The sequence below is a fragment of the Bacteroides sp. K03 genome (genome assembly GCF_019734355.1).
Lineage (GTDB): Bacteria > Bacteroidota > Bacteroidia > Bacteroidales > Bacteroidaceae > Bacteroides > Bacteroides nordii.
In genome coordinates this window covers 1-17319 of record NZ_JAASHC010000026.1, presented here as the reverse complement: position 1 = coordinate 17319, position 17319 = coordinate 1, and the positions used below count along the sequence as shown (strand labels likewise).

Annotated in this window: 13 protein-coding genes and 1 tRNA gene; 10 read left to right on the top strand and 4 right to left on the bottom strand. The window is 41.3% G+C overall.

Annotated features, from left to right (window positions below; translation table 11 throughout):
* Window positions 1-16: 16 nt before the first annotated feature.
* A complete protein-coding gene (locus tag HCG69_RS15730; protein ID WP_007484765.1) occupies window positions 17-568 on the top strand; it encodes an RNA polymerase sigma factor in 552 nt (183 codons plus the stop codon).
* An 11-nt stretch (window positions 569-579) separates the two neighbouring features.
* The gene (locus HCG69_RS15725; RefSeq protein ID WP_221650859.1) at window positions 580-1827 is read left to right on the top strand and encodes an outer membrane beta-barrel protein; all 1248 of its coding nucleotides are present in this window, start codon (window positions 580-582) and stop codon (window positions 1825-1827) included.
* A 96-nt stretch (window positions 1828-1923) separates the two neighbouring features.
* Here the strand turns inward: HCG69_RS15725 and pflA are convergent, their stop codons facing one another.
* Genes pflA through pflB form a run of 3 tightly spaced genes read right to left on the bottom strand, consistent with a single transcriptional unit; the run spans window position 1924 to window position 5310 of the window.
* On the bottom strand, window positions 1924-2682 hold the full coding sequence (gene pflA / locus HCG69_RS15720) for a pyruvate formate-lyase-activating protein (RefSeq protein WP_002561882.1): 759 nt from the start codon (window positions 2680-2682) through the stop codon (window positions 1924-1926).
* Window positions 2683-2684: 2 nt separating this feature from the next.
* A complete protein-coding gene (locus HCG69_RS15715) occupies window positions 2685-3044 on the bottom strand; it encodes a four helix bundle protein (RefSeq protein WP_002561881.1) in 360 nt (119 codons plus the stop codon).
* Between the two features lie 37 nt (window positions 3045-3081).
* The gene (pflB, locus tag HCG69_RS15710; RefSeq protein WP_221650827.1) at window positions 3082-5310 is read right to left on the bottom strand and encodes a formate C-acetyltransferase; all 2229 of its coding nucleotides are present in this window, start codon (window positions 5308-5310) and stop codon (window positions 3082-3084) included.
* A 287-nt stretch (window positions 5311-5597) separates the two neighbouring features.
* Here pflB and HCG69_RS15705 point away from each other — a divergent pair.
* Window positions 5598-5682, top strand: a tRNA-Ser gene (locus HCG69_RS15705).
* A gap of 197 nt (window positions 5683-5879) precedes the next feature.
* On the opposite strand, the gene HCG69_RS15700 is transcribed toward HCG69_RS15705, so the two are convergent.
* Window positions 5880-6203: a co-chaperone YbbN gene (locus HCG69_RS15700; RefSeq protein WP_221650826.1), complete on the bottom strand. Its 324-nt coding sequence runs from the start codon at window positions 6201-6203 to the stop codon at window positions 5880-5882.
* 495 nt (window positions 6204-6698) lie between these two features.
* On the opposite strand from HCG69_RS15700, the gene HCG69_RS15695 reads away from it, so the two are divergent.
* The 7 genes from HCG69_RS15695 (at window position 6699) to HCG69_RS15665 (ending at window position 16954) form a co-directional block, all read left to right on the top strand.
* The gene (locus tag HCG69_RS15695) at window positions 6699-9611 is read left to right on the top strand and encodes a fimbrial protein (protein WP_221650825.1); all 2913 of its coding nucleotides are present in this window, start codon (window positions 6699-6701) and stop codon (window positions 9609-9611) included.
* 39 nt (window positions 9612-9650) lie between these two features.
* Window positions 9651-11354 carry a hypothetical protein gene (locus tag HCG69_RS15690; protein ID WP_221650824.1) on the top strand — a complete coding sequence of 568 codons (1704 nt, stop codon included), beginning with the start codon at window positions 9651-9653 and terminating at the stop codon, window positions 11352-11354.
* A 25-nt stretch (window positions 11355-11379) separates the two neighbouring features.
* On the top strand, window positions 11380-11952 hold the full coding sequence (locus HCG69_RS15685; protein ID WP_221650823.1) for a DUF3575 domain-containing protein: 573 nt from the start codon (window positions 11380-11382) through the stop codon (window positions 11950-11952).
* Window positions 11953-11959: 7 nt separating this feature from the next.
* Window positions 11960-13486: a DUF3868 domain-containing protein gene (locus HCG69_RS15680; RefSeq protein WP_221650822.1), complete on the top strand. Its 1527-nt coding sequence runs from the start codon at window positions 11960-11962 to the stop codon at window positions 13484-13486.
* Between the two features lie 38 nt (window positions 13487-13524).
* The gene (locus HCG69_RS15675; protein WP_221650821.1) at window positions 13525-15165 is read left to right on the top strand and encodes an Mfa1 family fimbria major subunit; all 1641 of its coding nucleotides are present in this window, start codon (window positions 13525-13527) and stop codon (window positions 15163-15165) included.
* A gap of 236 nt (window positions 15166-15401) precedes the next feature.
* Complete coding sequence (locus HCG69_RS15670; RefSeq protein WP_221650820.1) at window positions 15402-16361, top strand: FimB/Mfa2 family fimbrial subunit; 960 nt, start codon at window positions 15402-15404, stop codon at window positions 16359-16361.
* 230 nt (window positions 16362-16591) lie between these two features.
* Window positions 16592-16954 (top strand): hypothetical protein, encoded by a 363-nt coding sequence (locus HCG69_RS15665; RefSeq protein WP_221650819.1) that lies wholly within the window; start codon window positions 16592-16594, stop codon window positions 16952-16954.
* Window positions 16955-17319: the final 365 nt, after the last annotated feature.

The following is a 17319-nucleotide window of genomic DNA, read 5'->3' as shown; positions in this document are numbered from 1 at the left end:
ACACGTGTTAAAGAGAATGGAAGAACAGGAGCTGACAGAGCTATGCAGGCAGGGAAATAACCGTGCCCGCAAAGAACTTTATGAGCAGTATTCAGGGAGGATGCTTGGCATCTGTCTCCGGTATGCCGGAGACAGGGACACGGCACAGGACCTGGTACATGACGGTTTCCTGAAAATCTTTGCTTCTTTTGATAAGTTCACCTGGCGGGGCGAAGGTTCTCTCAGAGCATGGATGGAGCGTGTGATGGTAAATGTGGCATTACAGTATTTGCGTAAAAATGATGTGATGAATCAGGCAATGGCGCTTGATGAAGCCCCCGAAACTTATGAAGAGCCGGATATTGCGGCAGTGGAGGCTATACCGCAAAAAGTACTGATGCAGTTTATTGAAGAGTTACCCGCAGGCTATCGTACCGTGTTCAACTTATACACGTTTGAAGATAAGTCGCATAAAGAGATTGCCCAGCTACTGGGTATAAATGAAAAGTCCTCGGCTTCGCAGTTGTTTCGTGCAAAGAGTGTATTGGCCAGGAGAGTGAAAGAATGGTTAATGGTGAATGACAGATGAAAGATGAGAAGATGAAAGATAAAGAAATGTGGATGGACAAGCTGAAGGAGAAGTTGCAGGACTACTCCGAGCCTATGCCCGCTTCCGGTTGGGAACAACTGGAGAAGGAATTGGTATCGCCTGTTGAAAAGCGGATACTGTATCCTTATCGCAAATGGGTGGCAACAGCAGCGGCGGTATTGCTGGTGGCTGCTACATCCTTGAGCATCTACTTCCTGAATACTCCTACCGCTGAAGAGATTCGTCGTACAGCTACCCCGATGTTGGCTGCTGATCCGGATATATTGCCTCAAACAGATGCGCCCGATGTACAGGTGGCGAAAGTAGAGCCGGCACGTGCTATCCGTCCGATAGTTGCACAAGCGAAGAAAATAGCGGAGAGACAGGGAACCGAACCCTCGGTACCTGCTGAGGCTGTTCGTGAAATAGCCGATGGAAAGGAGACTGTGCAGCAGATAGCCAACGAGAAAGAGGAAACTGAAAAAGAACCGGTAGTAACGAAAGAAGAAGCACCTGTGGTGAGATCACATAAAAGATCTGGGCAGGATAAACTGCATATCCCGGTAGAAAAAACGGAATCTAAAAAAGGACGTTGGTCACTTGGTGCAGCGGTAGGCAATGCAGGAGGAGTCTCCCTTACAGGCAATGATCTGGCAGGTGGTGGTATGCCTAATGAACAACGGCTCAACCTGGTATCCAATTCTGCCGAGGGAGAGATTATTCGCATCCCCGATAATCAAATGGTGGTATTCAAAGAAGGGGTACCCTACCTGAAACGTATGGATGAAATAGTGGACATCAAACATCATCAGCCTATCTCTTTTGGCTTGTCGGTACGTAAGGGGTTGGCAAAAGGTTTTTCGGTAGAAACCGGATTGACGTATACATTACTTTCTTCGGATGTCGAGATGAGTGGCGGTAATGCCATGATCGATCAGAAACTGCATTATATAGGTATTCCTGTCCGGGCTAACTGGAACTTCTTCGATAAGGACCGTTTCACATTGTATGTGGCTGCCGGCGGAATGATAGAGAAGTGCGTATATGGAAAATTAGGGAGTGAAAAGCAAACAGTGAAGCCGGTGCAGCTTTCGGTAGCCGGTGCAGTGGGCGCACAATTCAATGCGACAAAGCATGTGGGTATTTACGTAGAACCTGGAGTGGCATATTTCTTCGATGATGGTTCCAATGTGCAAACCATTCGTAAGGAAACGCCGTGTAACTTCAATATACAGGCAGGTATTCGCTTCACCTATTAAAAATAGCATTAAATATAAAATAAAACGGAGGCTTTTTTAAAGTCTCCGTTTTTTGTGAAGCATACCGCTTGGCGTACCTCCCCGTGCGGGAAGCATCTAATTTATTTGTACTGTTTTGAAGTATTCTTTGAACAGGTTGGCAGCCTGTTCGATTTGTTCCGGTGTATTTTCTTTTATTCCTTTTAGCAGATACTCTTGTTTCATTGCCTCATATTTGTGTACACCTAATGTGTGATAGGGGAGTATTTCTACTTTTTGGATCATTTGGTAACTACCCAGTTGTTGTCCCATTGCACGGATATCTTCTTCAAAATCACTGTATCCCGGCACCAACACATAGCGTAGCCAGAAGGGACGTTTATGCTCTTCCAGCCAGGCAGCTGTGTGTAGCGTTTGTTCGTTACTCCGTCCGGTAAGCTTTTGGTGATGTGGCAGATTGAATTCTTTAATATCCAGCAAAACGAGGTCTGTCAGTTTCAAAAGTTTCTCTACATGTTCGTTCCATAATCCGCCGTTGCTGTCAAGACAGATATGGATACCCTCTTCTTTCAATCGGTGAAACAGGGGTAACAGAGCTTCTGCTTGTAGCGTTGGTTCACCTCCGGAGAAAGTAATCCCTCCACGTTTTCCGAAAAAAGGTTTCTGATTGATAGCCATGCGGACAATTTCTTCCGGGTCAGTGGGTATTCCGCCTTTTACAGCAATTGTATCCGGATTGGCACAGTAAAGGCAACGGAAATTACAACCTTGAAGAAAAACGACGAGCCGTAGACCCGGCCCGTCGAATGTTCCCATACTTTCATAAGAATGAACTTTGATTAATTGAAAATTGAAAGTTGAAAGTTGAAAATTCATAGCTATTTATTGAGTGATGTTTTGGTTGACTTGACAATGCTGGCTAATAGCTTTATTAATTCGCTGCAATCGTTTCTTATAGAGTCGTAAGAGTCTATTGAAATATAATCGCTGTCTTTGAGCAACATAAGCCAATATTCGGTCTCGTTTGCTTCTTTTAAAGCAATATTCATTTTATTGAGGAAATCTGCTTTACTTTGGGCATGTTCAGCCTCCCGGCATAAAGCTCCTATTGCAGTGCCACTTCTTAATAATTGTTTGGATAAAATAAATTCCCTTTTTTGCTCAGACAAAAACTTATAAGCTTTTATGATCCTAAGTGCAAATGAGTACGATTTATCTCCTATAATATTTATTGGCATAACTATTCATTTTCAATTTTCAACTTTCAATTTTCAATTAAAAACGTTCGTGGAACGAACGGCTCAAAACCTCCAGTTGATGTTCACGGCTTAACTTGATGAAGTTTACTGCATAACCTGATACACGAATAGTCAGTTGCGGATATTTCTCCGGATGCTCCATGGCATCTTCAAGCATTTCACGGTTCAATACATTGACATTCAGGTGGTGTGCACCTTTGGTGAAATAGCCATCCATCATTGTTATCAGGTTCTCTATACGATCTTCGGCAGAAGCTCCGAGTGATTTCGGTACGATGGAGAATGTATTACTGATACCATCCTGAGAGTCGCGATAGCGTAACTTTGCAACAGAGCTGAGAGAGGCAATAGCACCATTCTTGTCACGTCCGTGCATCGGGTTGGCTCCCGGAGCAAAAGCAATACCTTTGGCACGTCCGTCCGGAGTGGCACCTGTCTTTTTGCCGTACATCACATTGGAAGTGATTGTCAGCAATGAAAGGGTAGGACGAGCATTCTTGTAAACCGGTAACTTCTTCAGTTCTTCGCTAAAGTAGTAAACGAGGTCTACACCTAAGTGGTCTACTTTATCGTTGTCATTACCAAAACAAGGGAACTCGCCGTTGATGTCAAAACCTTCTGTCAGGCCGATGTCGTTACGGCGGGCTTTTACTGTTGCATATTTAATGGCAGACAGAGAGTCGATAGCAATAGAAAGTCCGGCTACACCATATGCCAGGTTGATACGGGGATTGGTATCGATAAGTGCCATCTGTGCCTTCTCGTAGTAATACTTATCGTGCATATAGTGAATGATATTCATTGCATCATTGTACACGCGGGCAATTTCAGTCAGCACCTTTTTATAGTTGGCCATTACCTCTTCGAACTTCAGTACATCACCTGTCAGCACAGGGATATCTTTCACCATAACAGTACCCGTGTTCTCGCAACGTCCGCCATTAATAGCAAGTAACAGAGCTTTTGCTAGATTGGCGCGTGCACCAAAGAACTGTATCTGCTTTCCTATCTCCTGATAAGATACACAGCAGGCAATACCATAGTCGTCTGACTGGCGTACTTCACGCATCAGGTCATCATTTTCGTACTGTACGGAGGAGGTGTCGATAGAAACTTTTGCACAGAATTCCTTGAAACCTTCCGGTAGATCGGGGCTCCACAATACAGTCATATTAGGTTCCGGAGATGCTCCCAGGTTGTATAGTGTTTGCAGGAAACGGAAAGAAGTCTTGGTCACCTTTGTACGTCCGTCGTTGAAACGTCCACCGATGGATTCAGTCACCCAGGTTGGGTCTCCGGCAAAGATGTCATTATAAGATTGCATGCGCAAGTGGCGTACCATACGCAGTTTGATAACGAACTGGTCAATCAGTTCCTGTGCAAATGTCTCGTCAATATTGCCATGAGCCAGATCGTATTCAATATAAATATCAAGGAAAGATGATACGTTACCCAGTGACATTGCAGCTCCATCCTGTTCTTTTACGGCAGCCAGATAAGCCATATACACCCACTGAACAGCTTCCTGCGCGTTGTATGCCGGGCGGCTGAGGTCCAGTCCGTAGTATTCACCCATTATTTTCATTTCTTTCAGTGCCTTGATCTGTTCGGCCACTTCTTCGCGAAGTCGGATGCGTGCTTCGGTCATAGGACCGGTTAATCCTTTCAGATCTTCAAGCTTGGCTTCAATCAGGCGGTCGATGCCGTAAAGGGCCAGACGACGATAATCACCAATGATACGTCCGCGGGCATAGTTATCGGGAAGCCCGGTAAGGAATCCCAATGAACGGAATGAACGGATCTCTTCGGTATATACATCAAATACTCCGTCGTTGTGAGTCTTGCGATAATGAGTAAATATATCTTTTACACGGTCATCTACCTCTACACCATTTTCATGGCAGGCTTTTGCTACTACATTGATGCCACCGAACGGTTTGATGGCACGTCTCAACAGTTCATCTGTCTGTAATCCGACGATAAGCTCGTTTTCTTTATCAATGTATCCGGCTTTATGAGAGGAGATGGTTGAAACGGTTTGGTAGTCAAGGGAGCGCACACCGTTGTTGGCTCTTTCTTCTTCGAGTGCTTTGAGGCAACAGTTCCACACTGCCTTTGTACGTTCTGTAGGTCCTTGTAGGAAGGATGCATCTCCATAATAAGGAGTAATGTTATTACTAACGAAATCTCTTACGTTGATTTCTTTGCTCCAAAGTCCGTCATTAAAGGTTTTATTCAATTCCATACTTAAATATTAGTTAGTGGTTGGGTTATCCATTCTTCTTTAGAGCACGCAAAGTTACAAGCATTTTTCATATTATAAGTATAAATATCCTCTATTTTGTGTTTAATAGCATAAAATACCTATAAATAAGGAGAGAAAATAAAAGACTTATTCTTTTTTTTTATAAAATCGTTTGGAGGTTTAAAATCTCTTTGTATCTTTGCACCGCTTTTAACAACAAGCACCTTTATATGAGTCTTGGTAAGCTGATAATGTAAGCCATTATAGAGGAATAAAAAGGACATTTTGGAGAGGTGGCAGAGTGGTCGATTGCGGCGGTCTTGAAAACCGTTGTACTGCGAGGTACCCGGGGTTCGAATCCCTGTCTCTCCGCTGAGAAGTAAAAAACATGAAACTCCCTGTAAAGCATTACTTTACAGGGAGTTTGTTTTTATTGAACAATAGAATGATGTTGCTTTAATTCGGATTTGTTAATGTTTTTTTATCGCAATCAGTTGAGCTCACTTCTTATTTGTACACTCTGTTGTTCGAATTGCTTTTGACTGTGGTCTATATCAGCAATACCTGTGTCAGGGTTTAAATTCTTTCACTGCTCTTTCCAGTCTTTCCAGACTTAATTCTCCGGATTGTCTCCACAGTTCTTCGCCCTTTCTCATTAATATATAGGTAGGAGTATTTTCAATGGTATACAGTTCTGCAAGAGCACGTTCCTGATCGATGTCAATTTGTACTACCTCAAGAGTCCCTTTCATTAATTTTTTAAACTCCTCTATGACAGGATGCATTCTCTTGTTTTCAGGCTGCCAGTGGGCATAAAATTCGACCATTATCCAATCGCCGTGAGTCAACTTTTCTTTGTTCCGTTCTTCACGGGCTTCCTTCTTTTCTTTCATATCGATAATATTTTAAATGATTAATTGTTGTTCCAACAATAAAGAAAGAAAAAATGTTTGCGGGAGGAGGGAGAATAAACATAGATTAGAGGTTAATTACTCTTCATATTATTTTGTAGATAGGGTATTACTTAAACGCCTGTTATTCTATATAATTAATTTTACTTTTAAAAGTTATATCATTTTCTAATATCGAAACTCCCCTATTTTGTTTGTGCGAATTGTGCAAACCCTTTTTTATCTAACCTTTTTTTTTTATATTTAGCAACTTCGCTGGCTTTTACTCTCCTTTTTATTGGTAGCATGAGGGCTTAATTGACTATATTAGAAATGAATACAATTCTGCATTTCCTACAATATCACGATCTTTGTAATGTGAGGATCAGGTAAGTTTCTGCACCGCGTGATACATTAAAGAACGCAAAGAAACTTCCTTTGAATGCATCGCTATTTGGCGGATGCATACACTAAACTTAGAAAGGAAAGTTTTATAGGATGATGAAGAAAAGTGGAGACATATATATTAAAGGGTTACTCTATTTTTTATTATTGATGATGTTTTCATCTTGTTTTGATGATATTTTCACTGATAATAAAACAAGCGGTAATTCATATATAATGATTGGAGGAACAATGACGCGGGCTGCAACGAATCCGGGAACTGTTCCTGATGACTACATTGTTAAATCACTTCGTGTTCTGGCATTTGAACAAGCTAACGGAAAATGTGTTTCAAATAAACGTTATACTGCTGAGAATGGGGATGTTATAAAGCACTCTATTGATGCCGGAGATTATAATTTTGTTTTTCTTGCTAATGAACCTCCCCACGAGCTTATCATAAATAAATTGAATGGAATCACGAAGTATGCTGATTTGGATGAGATTGCGTATCCTGAATATTTTTTCTCATCCGAACAGGTTATTCCGATGATACAGGAGATTAAAGATGTAAAAGTTCTGTCGGGTGGGCAAGGTGCTGTATTAAGTGATAATACAACAGTGGATCCGTTGCAACTGGCTCTTGAAAGATTGGCAGTACGGATTGATGTAGTATTAGAGTCGGAAGATGATCTGGAAGATATTTTCTCGGGACTTATATTCGAGAATATTCCGGATGTAGTACCTCTTACTTCCAATTATCAAGGTACGATCGGGCAGAACAATATCCGTACTTTCTCTAAAGATGATGATGGGAGTTATTTTTCAGATGAGGCTCCGACCGGTGGGAGGATATGGGCAAAGAGGATAAGCAGAATTATTTTGCCAGCTAAGGAACTGAGTACAGTGGGGGACAAAACAAAGGCTGTGGTTCTTACAGTAGATATGGGGAGCCACTATAGTCCTTTTTGTGAACTACAGATAGCTTCGAGTCCGGTGAACTACAGTCTGCCAGGTAATACAATGTTGGATTTGCATGGCATCATTAAGGAACCGCTGGAAATGAATATCAAGGCTTCCAAATGGGTGGACATGGATAGTGATTGGAACATAGATAATCAACGTATATTAAGAATCTCGCATGTGGATGCATCGATAACAGACTTTAACGGCAGCCGGATTTCATTCTGGTCAAACATGCCTGTAGTCAAAGTGCTGCCCGAAGTGTACGATGTAGATGCTGGTAAGATGGTGGAAACTAACCGTATTTTTAATAGCCTGGCATCTCAATACACCATAGACAAGACTACTGCTCCCGAACGGTTCATGTATACAGTTCAATACCAAAATGGACAGAGAACGGGTACAGGATACATGGACTTATTGGCTGACGGATGGGTTGAAAGAGAATATTGGGGAAGTGGAGTAGATGATTATTTTAGTATGGCCAGAAATGTGAGCGGTACATATAAACTTACGTTGTCGGCAGAAAATGAAGATGGCAGTAATGCTCTACAAAGGGAGATTACAGTTAAGATAATACAAAATGGTAAACGTCTTCAATTTTATCATCCGGCTGCGGAACCGTCAAACGGTGCAACGGGTTATGCCGGTGCCTTTTGGAAAGATAATCAGCGTGGAGAACGTATTATCATGGGGCAACATGCCAGAGTCGATACATATGCTGGGACACTGGTGAATTGGAGTGCATGGGTGGACAATGATCCTAATAAAATGGTTGTTTTGAGTACGACGCCCAGCCTCGATCCTAATGTTGGGACTGCTAATCCGGGACAAGCCGAAGATTTTCTGGTAATACCCAATTCCCAGAAAGGGGAGGATGGTAAAAGTGTAACTGGCAAGGGACGTATTTATTTCCGTATCGGATTGACGGGAACAAATACGACGAATACCCCAAGATATGCAACAGTAAAATTGAAATATTACTTGTGGGGATGGGGAGATCCTATAGAGGCGACTATTTACTTAAGACAAGGTGAAAAACCGGATTATCTATATACAGGACGCACAGGATCGAGAGCATTTGCTGTTTACAATATGACTCATAGCAGTTTTCTAACTGCCCCTGTAACGAGCCCTTTTAGTATTGTAGTGAATAGAGGAAATGCTTCGGAAGTCGATTTCCCGACGAAAGCGGGAGCGCATTTCCAATGGACAAGACTAAAATCGGGGTCATATGGTAGTTATGCCAATGAAGCGGGAACAGACGCAGACTATGACAATTTTGGCTATAGAGCATTGAATCCGCGTCCTGATAAGAATGCGATTGGTCTTATAGGCTGGGGATGGAGCTATTATAAAAACTATGAATACCTGATATGGGATAATGGAAATGCGTCTGAAAGTTATAGTACTGATTATGAAGTATGCCCTAATGGTTATCATCGGCCGAATGATGGAAGTATATCCGGAGGGCGTGTGGCATCACATAATAGTTCACAGGCGGAAGCGAATGCGTCAGAATGGAGAGCATCCATTTTTGCACATCCGATGACTGGTGATGGAAATGAATTGTATAATCCAAGTCATCCGGATTATAATCCGAATCCTCCGTCCGATGGTCAGGTGACATCGCCTTCATATTATACTCCTGTAACTCTCCCCGACAATATGACATTCGGGTTTTATGCAGATGGGTATTTTGACAGGCGTCCTATCGAACAGAATTTTCTTCCAGGCAATAATGTACAATATGGAGTTACAATAAACAGTGCGAATGCCGCATACTGGGGATGTCTCTTTTTTAATGGTAATAAGTCTTTGTTTCTCCCTGCTGCGGGCAGACGGAACTATGGCGTGAAAGGAGCAAACGAGGCTGGCATGTTAGAACATCCGAGTGCCGGATTTTATATGACGGCATCGGCTGCTGATGTTCCTGAGACTAAAAGCTCAATTGATCCTGATTGGAGTTCTGTATGGAATATGGAGCTAAGCTATATGGGAACAGCGCCTATAAGCACTTCGTTTAAGGGTGGTTTTTCTTTGAGGTGTGTAAAGAATGAATGAATTAATGAGTGAAGAATGAGATTGCAAATAAAGATATATATGCTCTTCTGGTTACTTTTCTGTATGGTTTCATGCGTACTGGAGAAGGAGATTTATCCGGTAGAAACCGAGGAAGCCGACCAGGTCAGCATCGAGCTGTTTACAAGGCTGAGATCATACGATACTCCTGTGTCCAGAGCGGAAGCGCTGGAAGATGTAGTATCCAAAGATCCTTGGGTACTTGTATTCACTGATGCTGGTGATGGCATAGTTGATAATGCTGTATTTGCAGAAGCGGCACAAGCAAACATTAATGTTGGTAATAAAAGTTATGTTTTGCTTAAGCCACAAAGTGTCACATCATGGATCTTAATAGTAGCCAATCCGCAAGAAAAGTTCTATATAGGCAATATGCCTTATGACTTTTCGATTGCTAATTTTAAAAGCCTGTTTACAGGTCAGAGGCTTGCTAATGTGACATCTCAGATTTCAGTTATACCATTAAACACTGTAAATGAACCTCCATTCGTGGGAAAAACGTTGCCAATGAGCTATTTGTATAAAGTTACCGGAGGGATTAATGTAAATACGAAAATAGGTACAGATGATGTTCCATTGGAGTTGACGCGTGCAGTAGCCAAAATCGTTGTTAAGAGTAATGCTACAGACTTCACCTTATCGGGTGTACATTCGGTGTATAATCTGAATAAAAATACGGTACTGCATAATCTGTCCGGCAATTTGACAATGGCAACAACTATGTTGAATTATATTAGAAGTAATACAAATGAAGATTTTGTCTCTGCTGTTACTAATGTAGCCGATCCTATATATGTGTATGAAGCAAAGGCAAACAGCAATGTTTATACTTATATGATTATACGCGCATTCTATAAAGGGGTTCAATATTATTATAAGATGGCTATAGCCGATGATGGCCTCAATTATATGGATATAAAGCGTAATCATGAATATGAGTTTACGATACTATCTGCTAATTCTCCGGGGTTTGCAACTTACAGTGACGCTATGCTGTCGAAACCTAATAACATGAATTTGAAATATAAAGTTACAATAACAGATATTTCTTCTTATGAAATTAAAGCCAATAGCGAATATTTTCTTGCTGTAAGTAACCGGCTTTGTATCATATATGACAATACGGAGAGTTCAGGCAATCAGTATGTTGCTTTTACACTGACGACGGATTGCACTTACGCACATCAATTCTCGGATGGAAGTAACTATCTGAAGGTCGCCAATGGTGCGATGACTATCGTTTCGCCATCGCCCGCAAGAATTCCTTCTGCCTCAAATCAGAATTCTCCGGTCACGATGAATGTGATAGTAAAGCTTCCTGCCGGCAGTGCCGCTAACTCAAGCATTAATATAAAGCTTGGTAACATCGAGCAGACAATTAGCGTGATAAGAAAACCTATTATTCCGGCTGCAGGAATGATTGTAAACTATTACACGGAGAATTCCGGTGCCTATGATTTTGAATATTATCTTCTTACTGCAAAAGTAGATAATTCAGTCAATGTACCGTGGATTACAATGAAAAACAAATATGGTGTGGTTAGTGCCGATCCGAACAGTATTCTGGTAGAAGACGGAGTAATTGATATAAACGTGGCTTCCACTTCTTCTGCAAGAAACCAGGTGATCTATCTTACAACTATAAAAAATCCGAAAGAACCTCAGGATGATAATGAAGATATACCGAGACGAATTAAAGTATATTTATATCAACGAGGATCTTGATAACAGAAAAAATAAAAACTTGATAATGAAGAAAGTATTCATACTCATATTAGTCATACTTTGCACTTTTGCAGTAAACAGCAAAGCGCAGAAAATTGCTGTCAAAAGTAATCTGCTTTATGATGCTACTACTACCCTGAATCTTGGTCTGGAGGTTGGTCTGGCACGCAAGTGGACGCTCGACGTACCATTCAACTATAATCCGTGGAAATTTAATGATGGAGCCAGACTCCGGCATTGGGGAGTTCAGCCGGAAGTCCGTTACTGGTTTTGCGAAAGCTTCAGACGTACATTTATAGGAGTACATGGTCATTACGCCGATTTCAATGTAGGAGGATTTCCCGGCTGGTCGTTTATCAGTGAGAATATGCAGAACAACCGATATCAAGGACACCTGTACGGTGGTGGTATTTCCGTAGGGCATTCGTGGATCTTGAAAAAACGCTGGAGTTTAGAAGCATCTGTCGGAGTAGGATATGCGCGTATTGTGTATGAAAAATACCCTTGTGCAGAGTGTGGTACTAAGATAAAGGATACGAGTAAGAACTATTTCGGTCCTACCAAAGCGAGTCTGTCACTTATTTACGTAATAAAATAAAAAGAGAATGATGAAAAGGAATCTACAATTCATCGTATTTGTATTAGCTGTTTTATGTCAGAGTATGAATCTGGCTGTGGCTCAGGACCGCTCTTATGAGGGTGTTGTGTCAGTAAAACCGATGCAGCTGGAACAACGGGGTGATTTTCTTCATATAGATATCGACTTTATCATGAATAATGTGAAGGTTAAAACAGCCCGGGGAGTCGATTTTATTCCGCAGCTGGTTGCCCCGGAACGTACTTATGATCTTCCGAAAGTATCTATCAAAGGACGTGACGAATATATGGCTTACGAACGCCGACTGGCGGTGATGAGTGCTAAAGAGAGAAAGAGTTATGTGCGTCCTTATGTCGTGGAAAAGGGTAACAAAAGAAAAAATGATACCATTCAATATAGATACATATTGCCTTATGAAGCATGGATGGAAGATGCTAAACTGGTTTTACAGCGTGATGAGTGTGGTTGCGGTGAATCGACCTTGATGAGTGTAGAGCCACTGATTGATAAGGTTACATTAGAACGCATACTATTCCCGTATGTTGTGGCACCTTACCTGGCTTATTTACAGCCGGTAGCTGAAGAAGTGAAGCGTCGTGATATACAGGCAGAATGTTTCCTGGACTTTGAGGTGAATAAAGTAAATATTCGTCCCGAATACATGAACAATCCTAAAGAGTTGGCTAAGATTCGTACGATGATTGACGATCTGAAGGCCGATCCGAGTATCAAGGTAAACAGACTGGATATTATTGGTTATGCTTCGCCCGAAGGATCATTGGCGAATAACAAACGCTTGTCTGAAGGACGTGCTATGGCGTTGCGTGATTATCTGGCAACCCGGTATGATTTTTCCCGGAATCAGTATTACATCATCTTTGGTGGCGAAAACTGGGAGGGGCTGGTGAAGGCACTTGATACGATAGATATAGAGTATAAAGATGAGATATTGGATATTATTGAGTATACTTCTCTTGAACAGGGGAGAGAAGCAAAACTGATGAAGCTTCGCGGAGGTGTACCTTACCGTTATATGTTGAAAAATATATTCCCAAGCCTGCGTGTTGCTATTTGTAAAGTGAATTATGACATCAAGAACTTCGATGTAGACGAGGCACGGGAGGTGATAAAGAAACGTCCTCAGAACCTGAGCCTGAACGAAATGTTCCTGGTGGCTAATACTTATCCGGCAGGTTCGCAAGAGTTTATTGATGTGTTTGAAACAGCTGTCAGGATGTATCCTGAAGATGAGGTTGCTAATATGAACGCCGCTGCTGCTGCTCTTTCACGCAATGACCTGGTTTCTGCAGAGCGCTATTTGGGTATGGTAAATTCTAAAAAGCATTTACCGGAATATACGAATGCTATGGGTGTATTAATGTTATTAAAAGGAGAGTATGATGATGCGGAGAAGTATTTGAAAGCCGCTGCTGAATCGGGTCTGAAAGCTGCCGGACACAATTTGGAGGAACTGGCTACGAAAAAAGCGAATGCAGCTGAGATTGAAAATAAAAACCAAAAACAAAAGAGATAAATATTTTAGTTATAAACACTTTAAGTTAATTGTAAACAATGAAAAAGAAGAATCTTTTTATGCTGGCACTTGCATCTTTGGCATTTGTGGCATGTAGTAATGAAGACATCGTGCCGGTGGTCGAAGAAGATATCGATTATGGCGTGGTAACCGATCCTAAGGGGGATGCATGGGTAGCTGTGGGGATTAAAACTCCGTCTCAGTCTCGTGGCTTGAATACTCCGGATCATCAAAACGGGACTGCTGTTGAATCGGAACTGAAGAAAGTAAGAGCTATTTTCTTTACGGCTGATGCTGATCCTGAAGTGACAGCTGATATTTTATTGACCAATGCTGAGGCAGGTGTGGATGCTACCGGACAACCTACAGGAAGTGCAGGTACTGCGTTTAAAGTACCGGGAGTTTCTAAGCGTATTTTGATTGTAGCCAATCCTTCTGCAACCTTCCAGAATGATGCTGTCAATAGTAAATGGATTACCGGTACAAAGTATTCCGTTGTTAATGCAGCTCTTACTAATACGGCAGCCAGCATCTCTTCAACCGATGGTTTTATGATGACAAATGCTAAAGGAGACCTGGAACCATCGATTACCGAAGACGGTCCTACTTTGGGTGATCCGAAAGATCTGAGTCTTTATAAAACAGATGCCGGAGCAAAGGCCAATCCGTTGACTATCAATATTGACCGTGTCGTTGCCAAAGTTCGTGTTACTATTACACAAACAAGTTCTAAGGCGGATATATCCGAAGCTAAATGGGTATTGAATACAACGAATAAGAGTTACTACCCTCTCTCTAAGAGAACTCCGACATGGTTGGAACAACAGAATGTTCCTACAGGAGGTTTCCGTGCCCCGTTTGACCAATATAAGAAAGGTTCTTATAGAATAGACCCTAATTATACGGCTCATCCGGCAGGATCTTACAATGTGTATGATGAAAATCATGTTGATGCAGGTGCTACAGCGATTCCGTGGCATCTGACTACAGAAAGTGAATATTGTCTTGAAAATACTCAGAATCAGGCTGGTAATACGCATGATAATACAACGCAGATATTGGTGAAAGCTAAATATATGCCTAAAGAGTATCAGAAAGCAGATGGTACAACTACTACTGATCAGGAAACTAATGGAGACTGGATGCTGATTGATGGTGGTTTCTATACCTTTACTACGTTGATGGACTGGATTGAAAAAGAACTGAAGTATAAGTATCTCAGTACTCATCCGGATCCTATTGTCATCACTACACCTTTGACCACTGCGTTTAACAAATATCTGGTAGGAATAAGTCTGGCTGCTGTGCCTCTTCCTGCTACTGCAGATGCTGCTGCTATTACAACTCTTATGCAGGATTTCAAGGATACGAAAACTGGTATATTGGGTGTGGATGACAGAGCAAAAACGGTAGATGTTCTTACTTATTATAAGGGAGGTTATAGCTTCTATAAAGCGATGATTAAGCATGACGATACCAGTTTAGCTACCAATGAATTGGGTGAGTTTGGTGTAGTTCGTAATTCTGTTTACGATATTAGTGTCACTAAATTCAATGATCCCGGATATCCTACTATTCCTCCTATAGTAACAGATAAGGATGAAGATGATGATCTCCGTATGTCTATTCTGATTGATGTTAACCCATGGACATGGTATACTCAGGAAGTAGAATTCTAATTTCAGATTAGTAGTTTTATTTAATTCTTTATTTAAGTGTTGTGGGAGATAAGTATTGCTCCCACAACCTTACTTTCAACTTCAGGAAGTTTCCGGAAACTCCTCTATAAAAAATTCCGGGATATTATAGTTTTGATAGAACGACTGTTTGGTTCTATCCCCAAAATTGGAAATTACGAGAAAAGAACCCGTTTCTTTTCCACTCTATATATGATTAAATTAGAAAAATAAAAAATATGAATCTGAAAAGCCTTATACATTACATTGCCCTGGGACTTCTTGTAGCCTGTTCCTGGATGATGACCTCATGCGATAGCTTTAACGAAGATCTGCCGGAGTGCCGTTTATTCGTTAAATTCAAGTATGATTATAATATGCTTTTTGCCGATGCATTCCATACGCAAGTAGATAAAGTGGAACTTTATGTATTTGATGAAGAAGGTAAATTCATGTTCAAGCAGGCAGAGGAAGGCGCTTCACTTGGAACCGGTTATTACCGCATGGTTGTAGAACTGCCTGTGGGAAAGTATCAGCTTATGGCATGGGCAGGAGCACGTGATTCATACGACATAACTTCACTGACGGCAGGAGTTTCTACCCTTACGGATTTGAAATTGCAACTGAAACGTGAAGAATCTCTTATTATGAGTAAGAAACTCGAGCCGTTGTGGTATGGTGAGATTATTGATGTAGAGTTCACAGGTACCCGTAACCAGACGGAGTTGATAAACCTCATAAAAGACACTAATAAAGTGAGATTCCTGTTCCAGGGCTATTCAGATGACGACTGGGCGTTGAACATGAATGATTATGATTATGAGATTATCGAGTCAAATGGTCATCTGAATTACGATAACTCTTTGCTGGTTGATGATGTTCTGAGTTTCCGTCCCTACCATATGGAACAGAATGATATTTCACTTGTAGCAGTGGAACTCAATACAATGCGGTTTATGGCAGATCGTCCCACCCGTTTTATCGTGACGGAGAAAGCTACGGGACGGAAAGTTTTCAATATCAATCTGACTAATTATTTGAAAATGTCTGCTATGGAAGGGAGTTTTCCTAATGCACAGGAATATCTGGACCGTGAAGATGAATATAAGATATCCTTTTTCTTCTCTGAATCGTGGCTGGCCGTACAGATTAATATCAATGGCTGGACGTATCGCTTTCAGGATGAAGACGATTTTTGATAAAAAGGGTATAGACTGACATATTTGAGTAGAAAGATAAAGAGAATGTATATAGCATTCTCTTAAAGGCACTTATACTTCTTCGATGTGAATCGCGGGGTATATTATATTGTTTGTTTTGTTTGTGTGTGCCCCTATTTCCTCTAAGTGTAGATGTGTAATAGGGGCTTTTTTACAAAGCAATAAGAAAAACGAATATTAATAATCAAAACCAACTGAGGAAAATAATAATGAATTCAAAACTTGAAAAAATTCTGATGCAAGAAGCATCCAATACCAACCGTATCTATCTACACTATCGCCCGCAGCACGAGCATTGGGTAGCTTATGAGCAGTCGGCACTGAATCTGCTGTCGCTTGCTCCTCTGTTGTTACCCGATGAAGAGATATTCTCCGATGCGGAAATACGTCTTCGCTATGCTGCTATTAGCTTTGAGCAAATGGATCGTTATAACTTACCAGCCTACTGTACATTGTTGGGAGACGATATAATGGAATTGGCCACAGAACTTCCTTTGGCTCACCAGCAAAATCCTTTGCTTCCCGCATGGGGAGGTGTGCCAGGCGATAGTATCTTTGTAAGTTCACTATAATTGTCTTTCTCAGAAAGGAACGCTCCTTTTCCCGGTACATAGTCTTGTTTTACATGTACATCTAAAACAGTATGAGATGCACATGTCGTACTGGCCCACATGTACATGTCGTACTGCTTTACATGTACATCTAAAACAACGTTGCATACCGAGGATTCCTACGTTCCTCTATGAGACAGGACTTTACCGATACCGGAGAAAGAAATAGACGATAGCGGTAGACGGCATTTGGTACAAACCTGAAAAGAAATGAACTCACCACAGAGTAACACAGAGTTTAAATCTTTCTTGAAACGCAGAATTCTAAGACCTGCGCAAATATTTGTGCAAGAAAAAATAGTTAAATAAGTTAAATGGGTTGCTAT

What these genes read in the sequence shown, in the direction of transcription:
- HCG69_RS15680 (WP_221650822.1), top strand. Translation starts at nt 11,960, where the DNA reads ATGATGAAAAGGAATCTACAATTCATCGTATTTGTATTAGCTGTTTTA.
- HCG69_RS15675 (WP_221650821.1), top strand. Translation starts at nt 13,525, where the DNA reads ATGAAAAAGAAGAATCTTTTTATGCTGGCACTTGCATCTTTGGCATTT.
- HCG69_RS15670 (WP_221650820.1), top strand. Translation starts at nt 15,402, where the DNA reads ATGAATCTGAAAAGCCTTATACATTACATTGCCCTGGGACTTCTTGTA.
- HCG69_RS15725 (WP_221650859.1), top strand. Translation starts at nt 580, where the DNA reads ATGAAAGATAAAGAAATGTGGATGGACAAGCTGAAGGAGAAGTTGCAG.
- pflB (WP_221650827.1), bottom strand. Translation starts at nt 5,310, where the DNA reads ATGGAATTGAATAAAACCTTTAATGACGGACTTTGGAGCAAAGAAATC.
- HCG69_RS15685 (WP_221650823.1), top strand. Translation starts at nt 11,380, where the DNA reads ATGAAGAAAGTATTCATACTCATATTAGTCATACTTTGCACTTTTGCA.
- HCG69_RS15730 (WP_007484765.1), top strand. Translation starts at nt 17, where the DNA reads ATGGAAGAACAGGAGCTGACAGAGCTATGCAGGCAGGGAAATAACCGT.
- HCG69_RS15695 (WP_221650825.1), top strand. Translation starts at nt 6,699, where the DNA reads ATGATGAAGAAAAGTGGAGACATATATATTAAAGGGTTACTCTATTTT.
- HCG69_RS15715 (WP_002561881.1), bottom strand. Translation starts at nt 3,044, where the DNA reads ATGCCAATAAATATTATAGGAGATAAATCGTACTCATTTGCACTTAGG.
- pflA (WP_002561882.1), bottom strand. Translation starts at nt 2,682, where the DNA reads ATGAATTTTCAACTTTCAACTTTCAATTTTCAATTAATCAAAGTTCAT.
- HCG69_RS15700 (WP_221650826.1), bottom strand. Translation starts at nt 6,203, where the DNA reads ATGAAAGAAAAGAAGGAAGCCCGTGAAGAACGGAACAAAGAAAAGTTG.
- HCG69_RS15665 (WP_221650819.1), top strand. Translation starts at nt 16,592, where the DNA reads ATGAATTCAAAACTTGAAAAAATTCTGATGCAAGAAGCATCCAATACC.
- HCG69_RS15690 (WP_221650824.1), top strand. Translation starts at nt 9,651, where the DNA reads ATGCTCTTCTGGTTACTTTTCTGTATGGTTTCATGCGTACTGGAGAAG.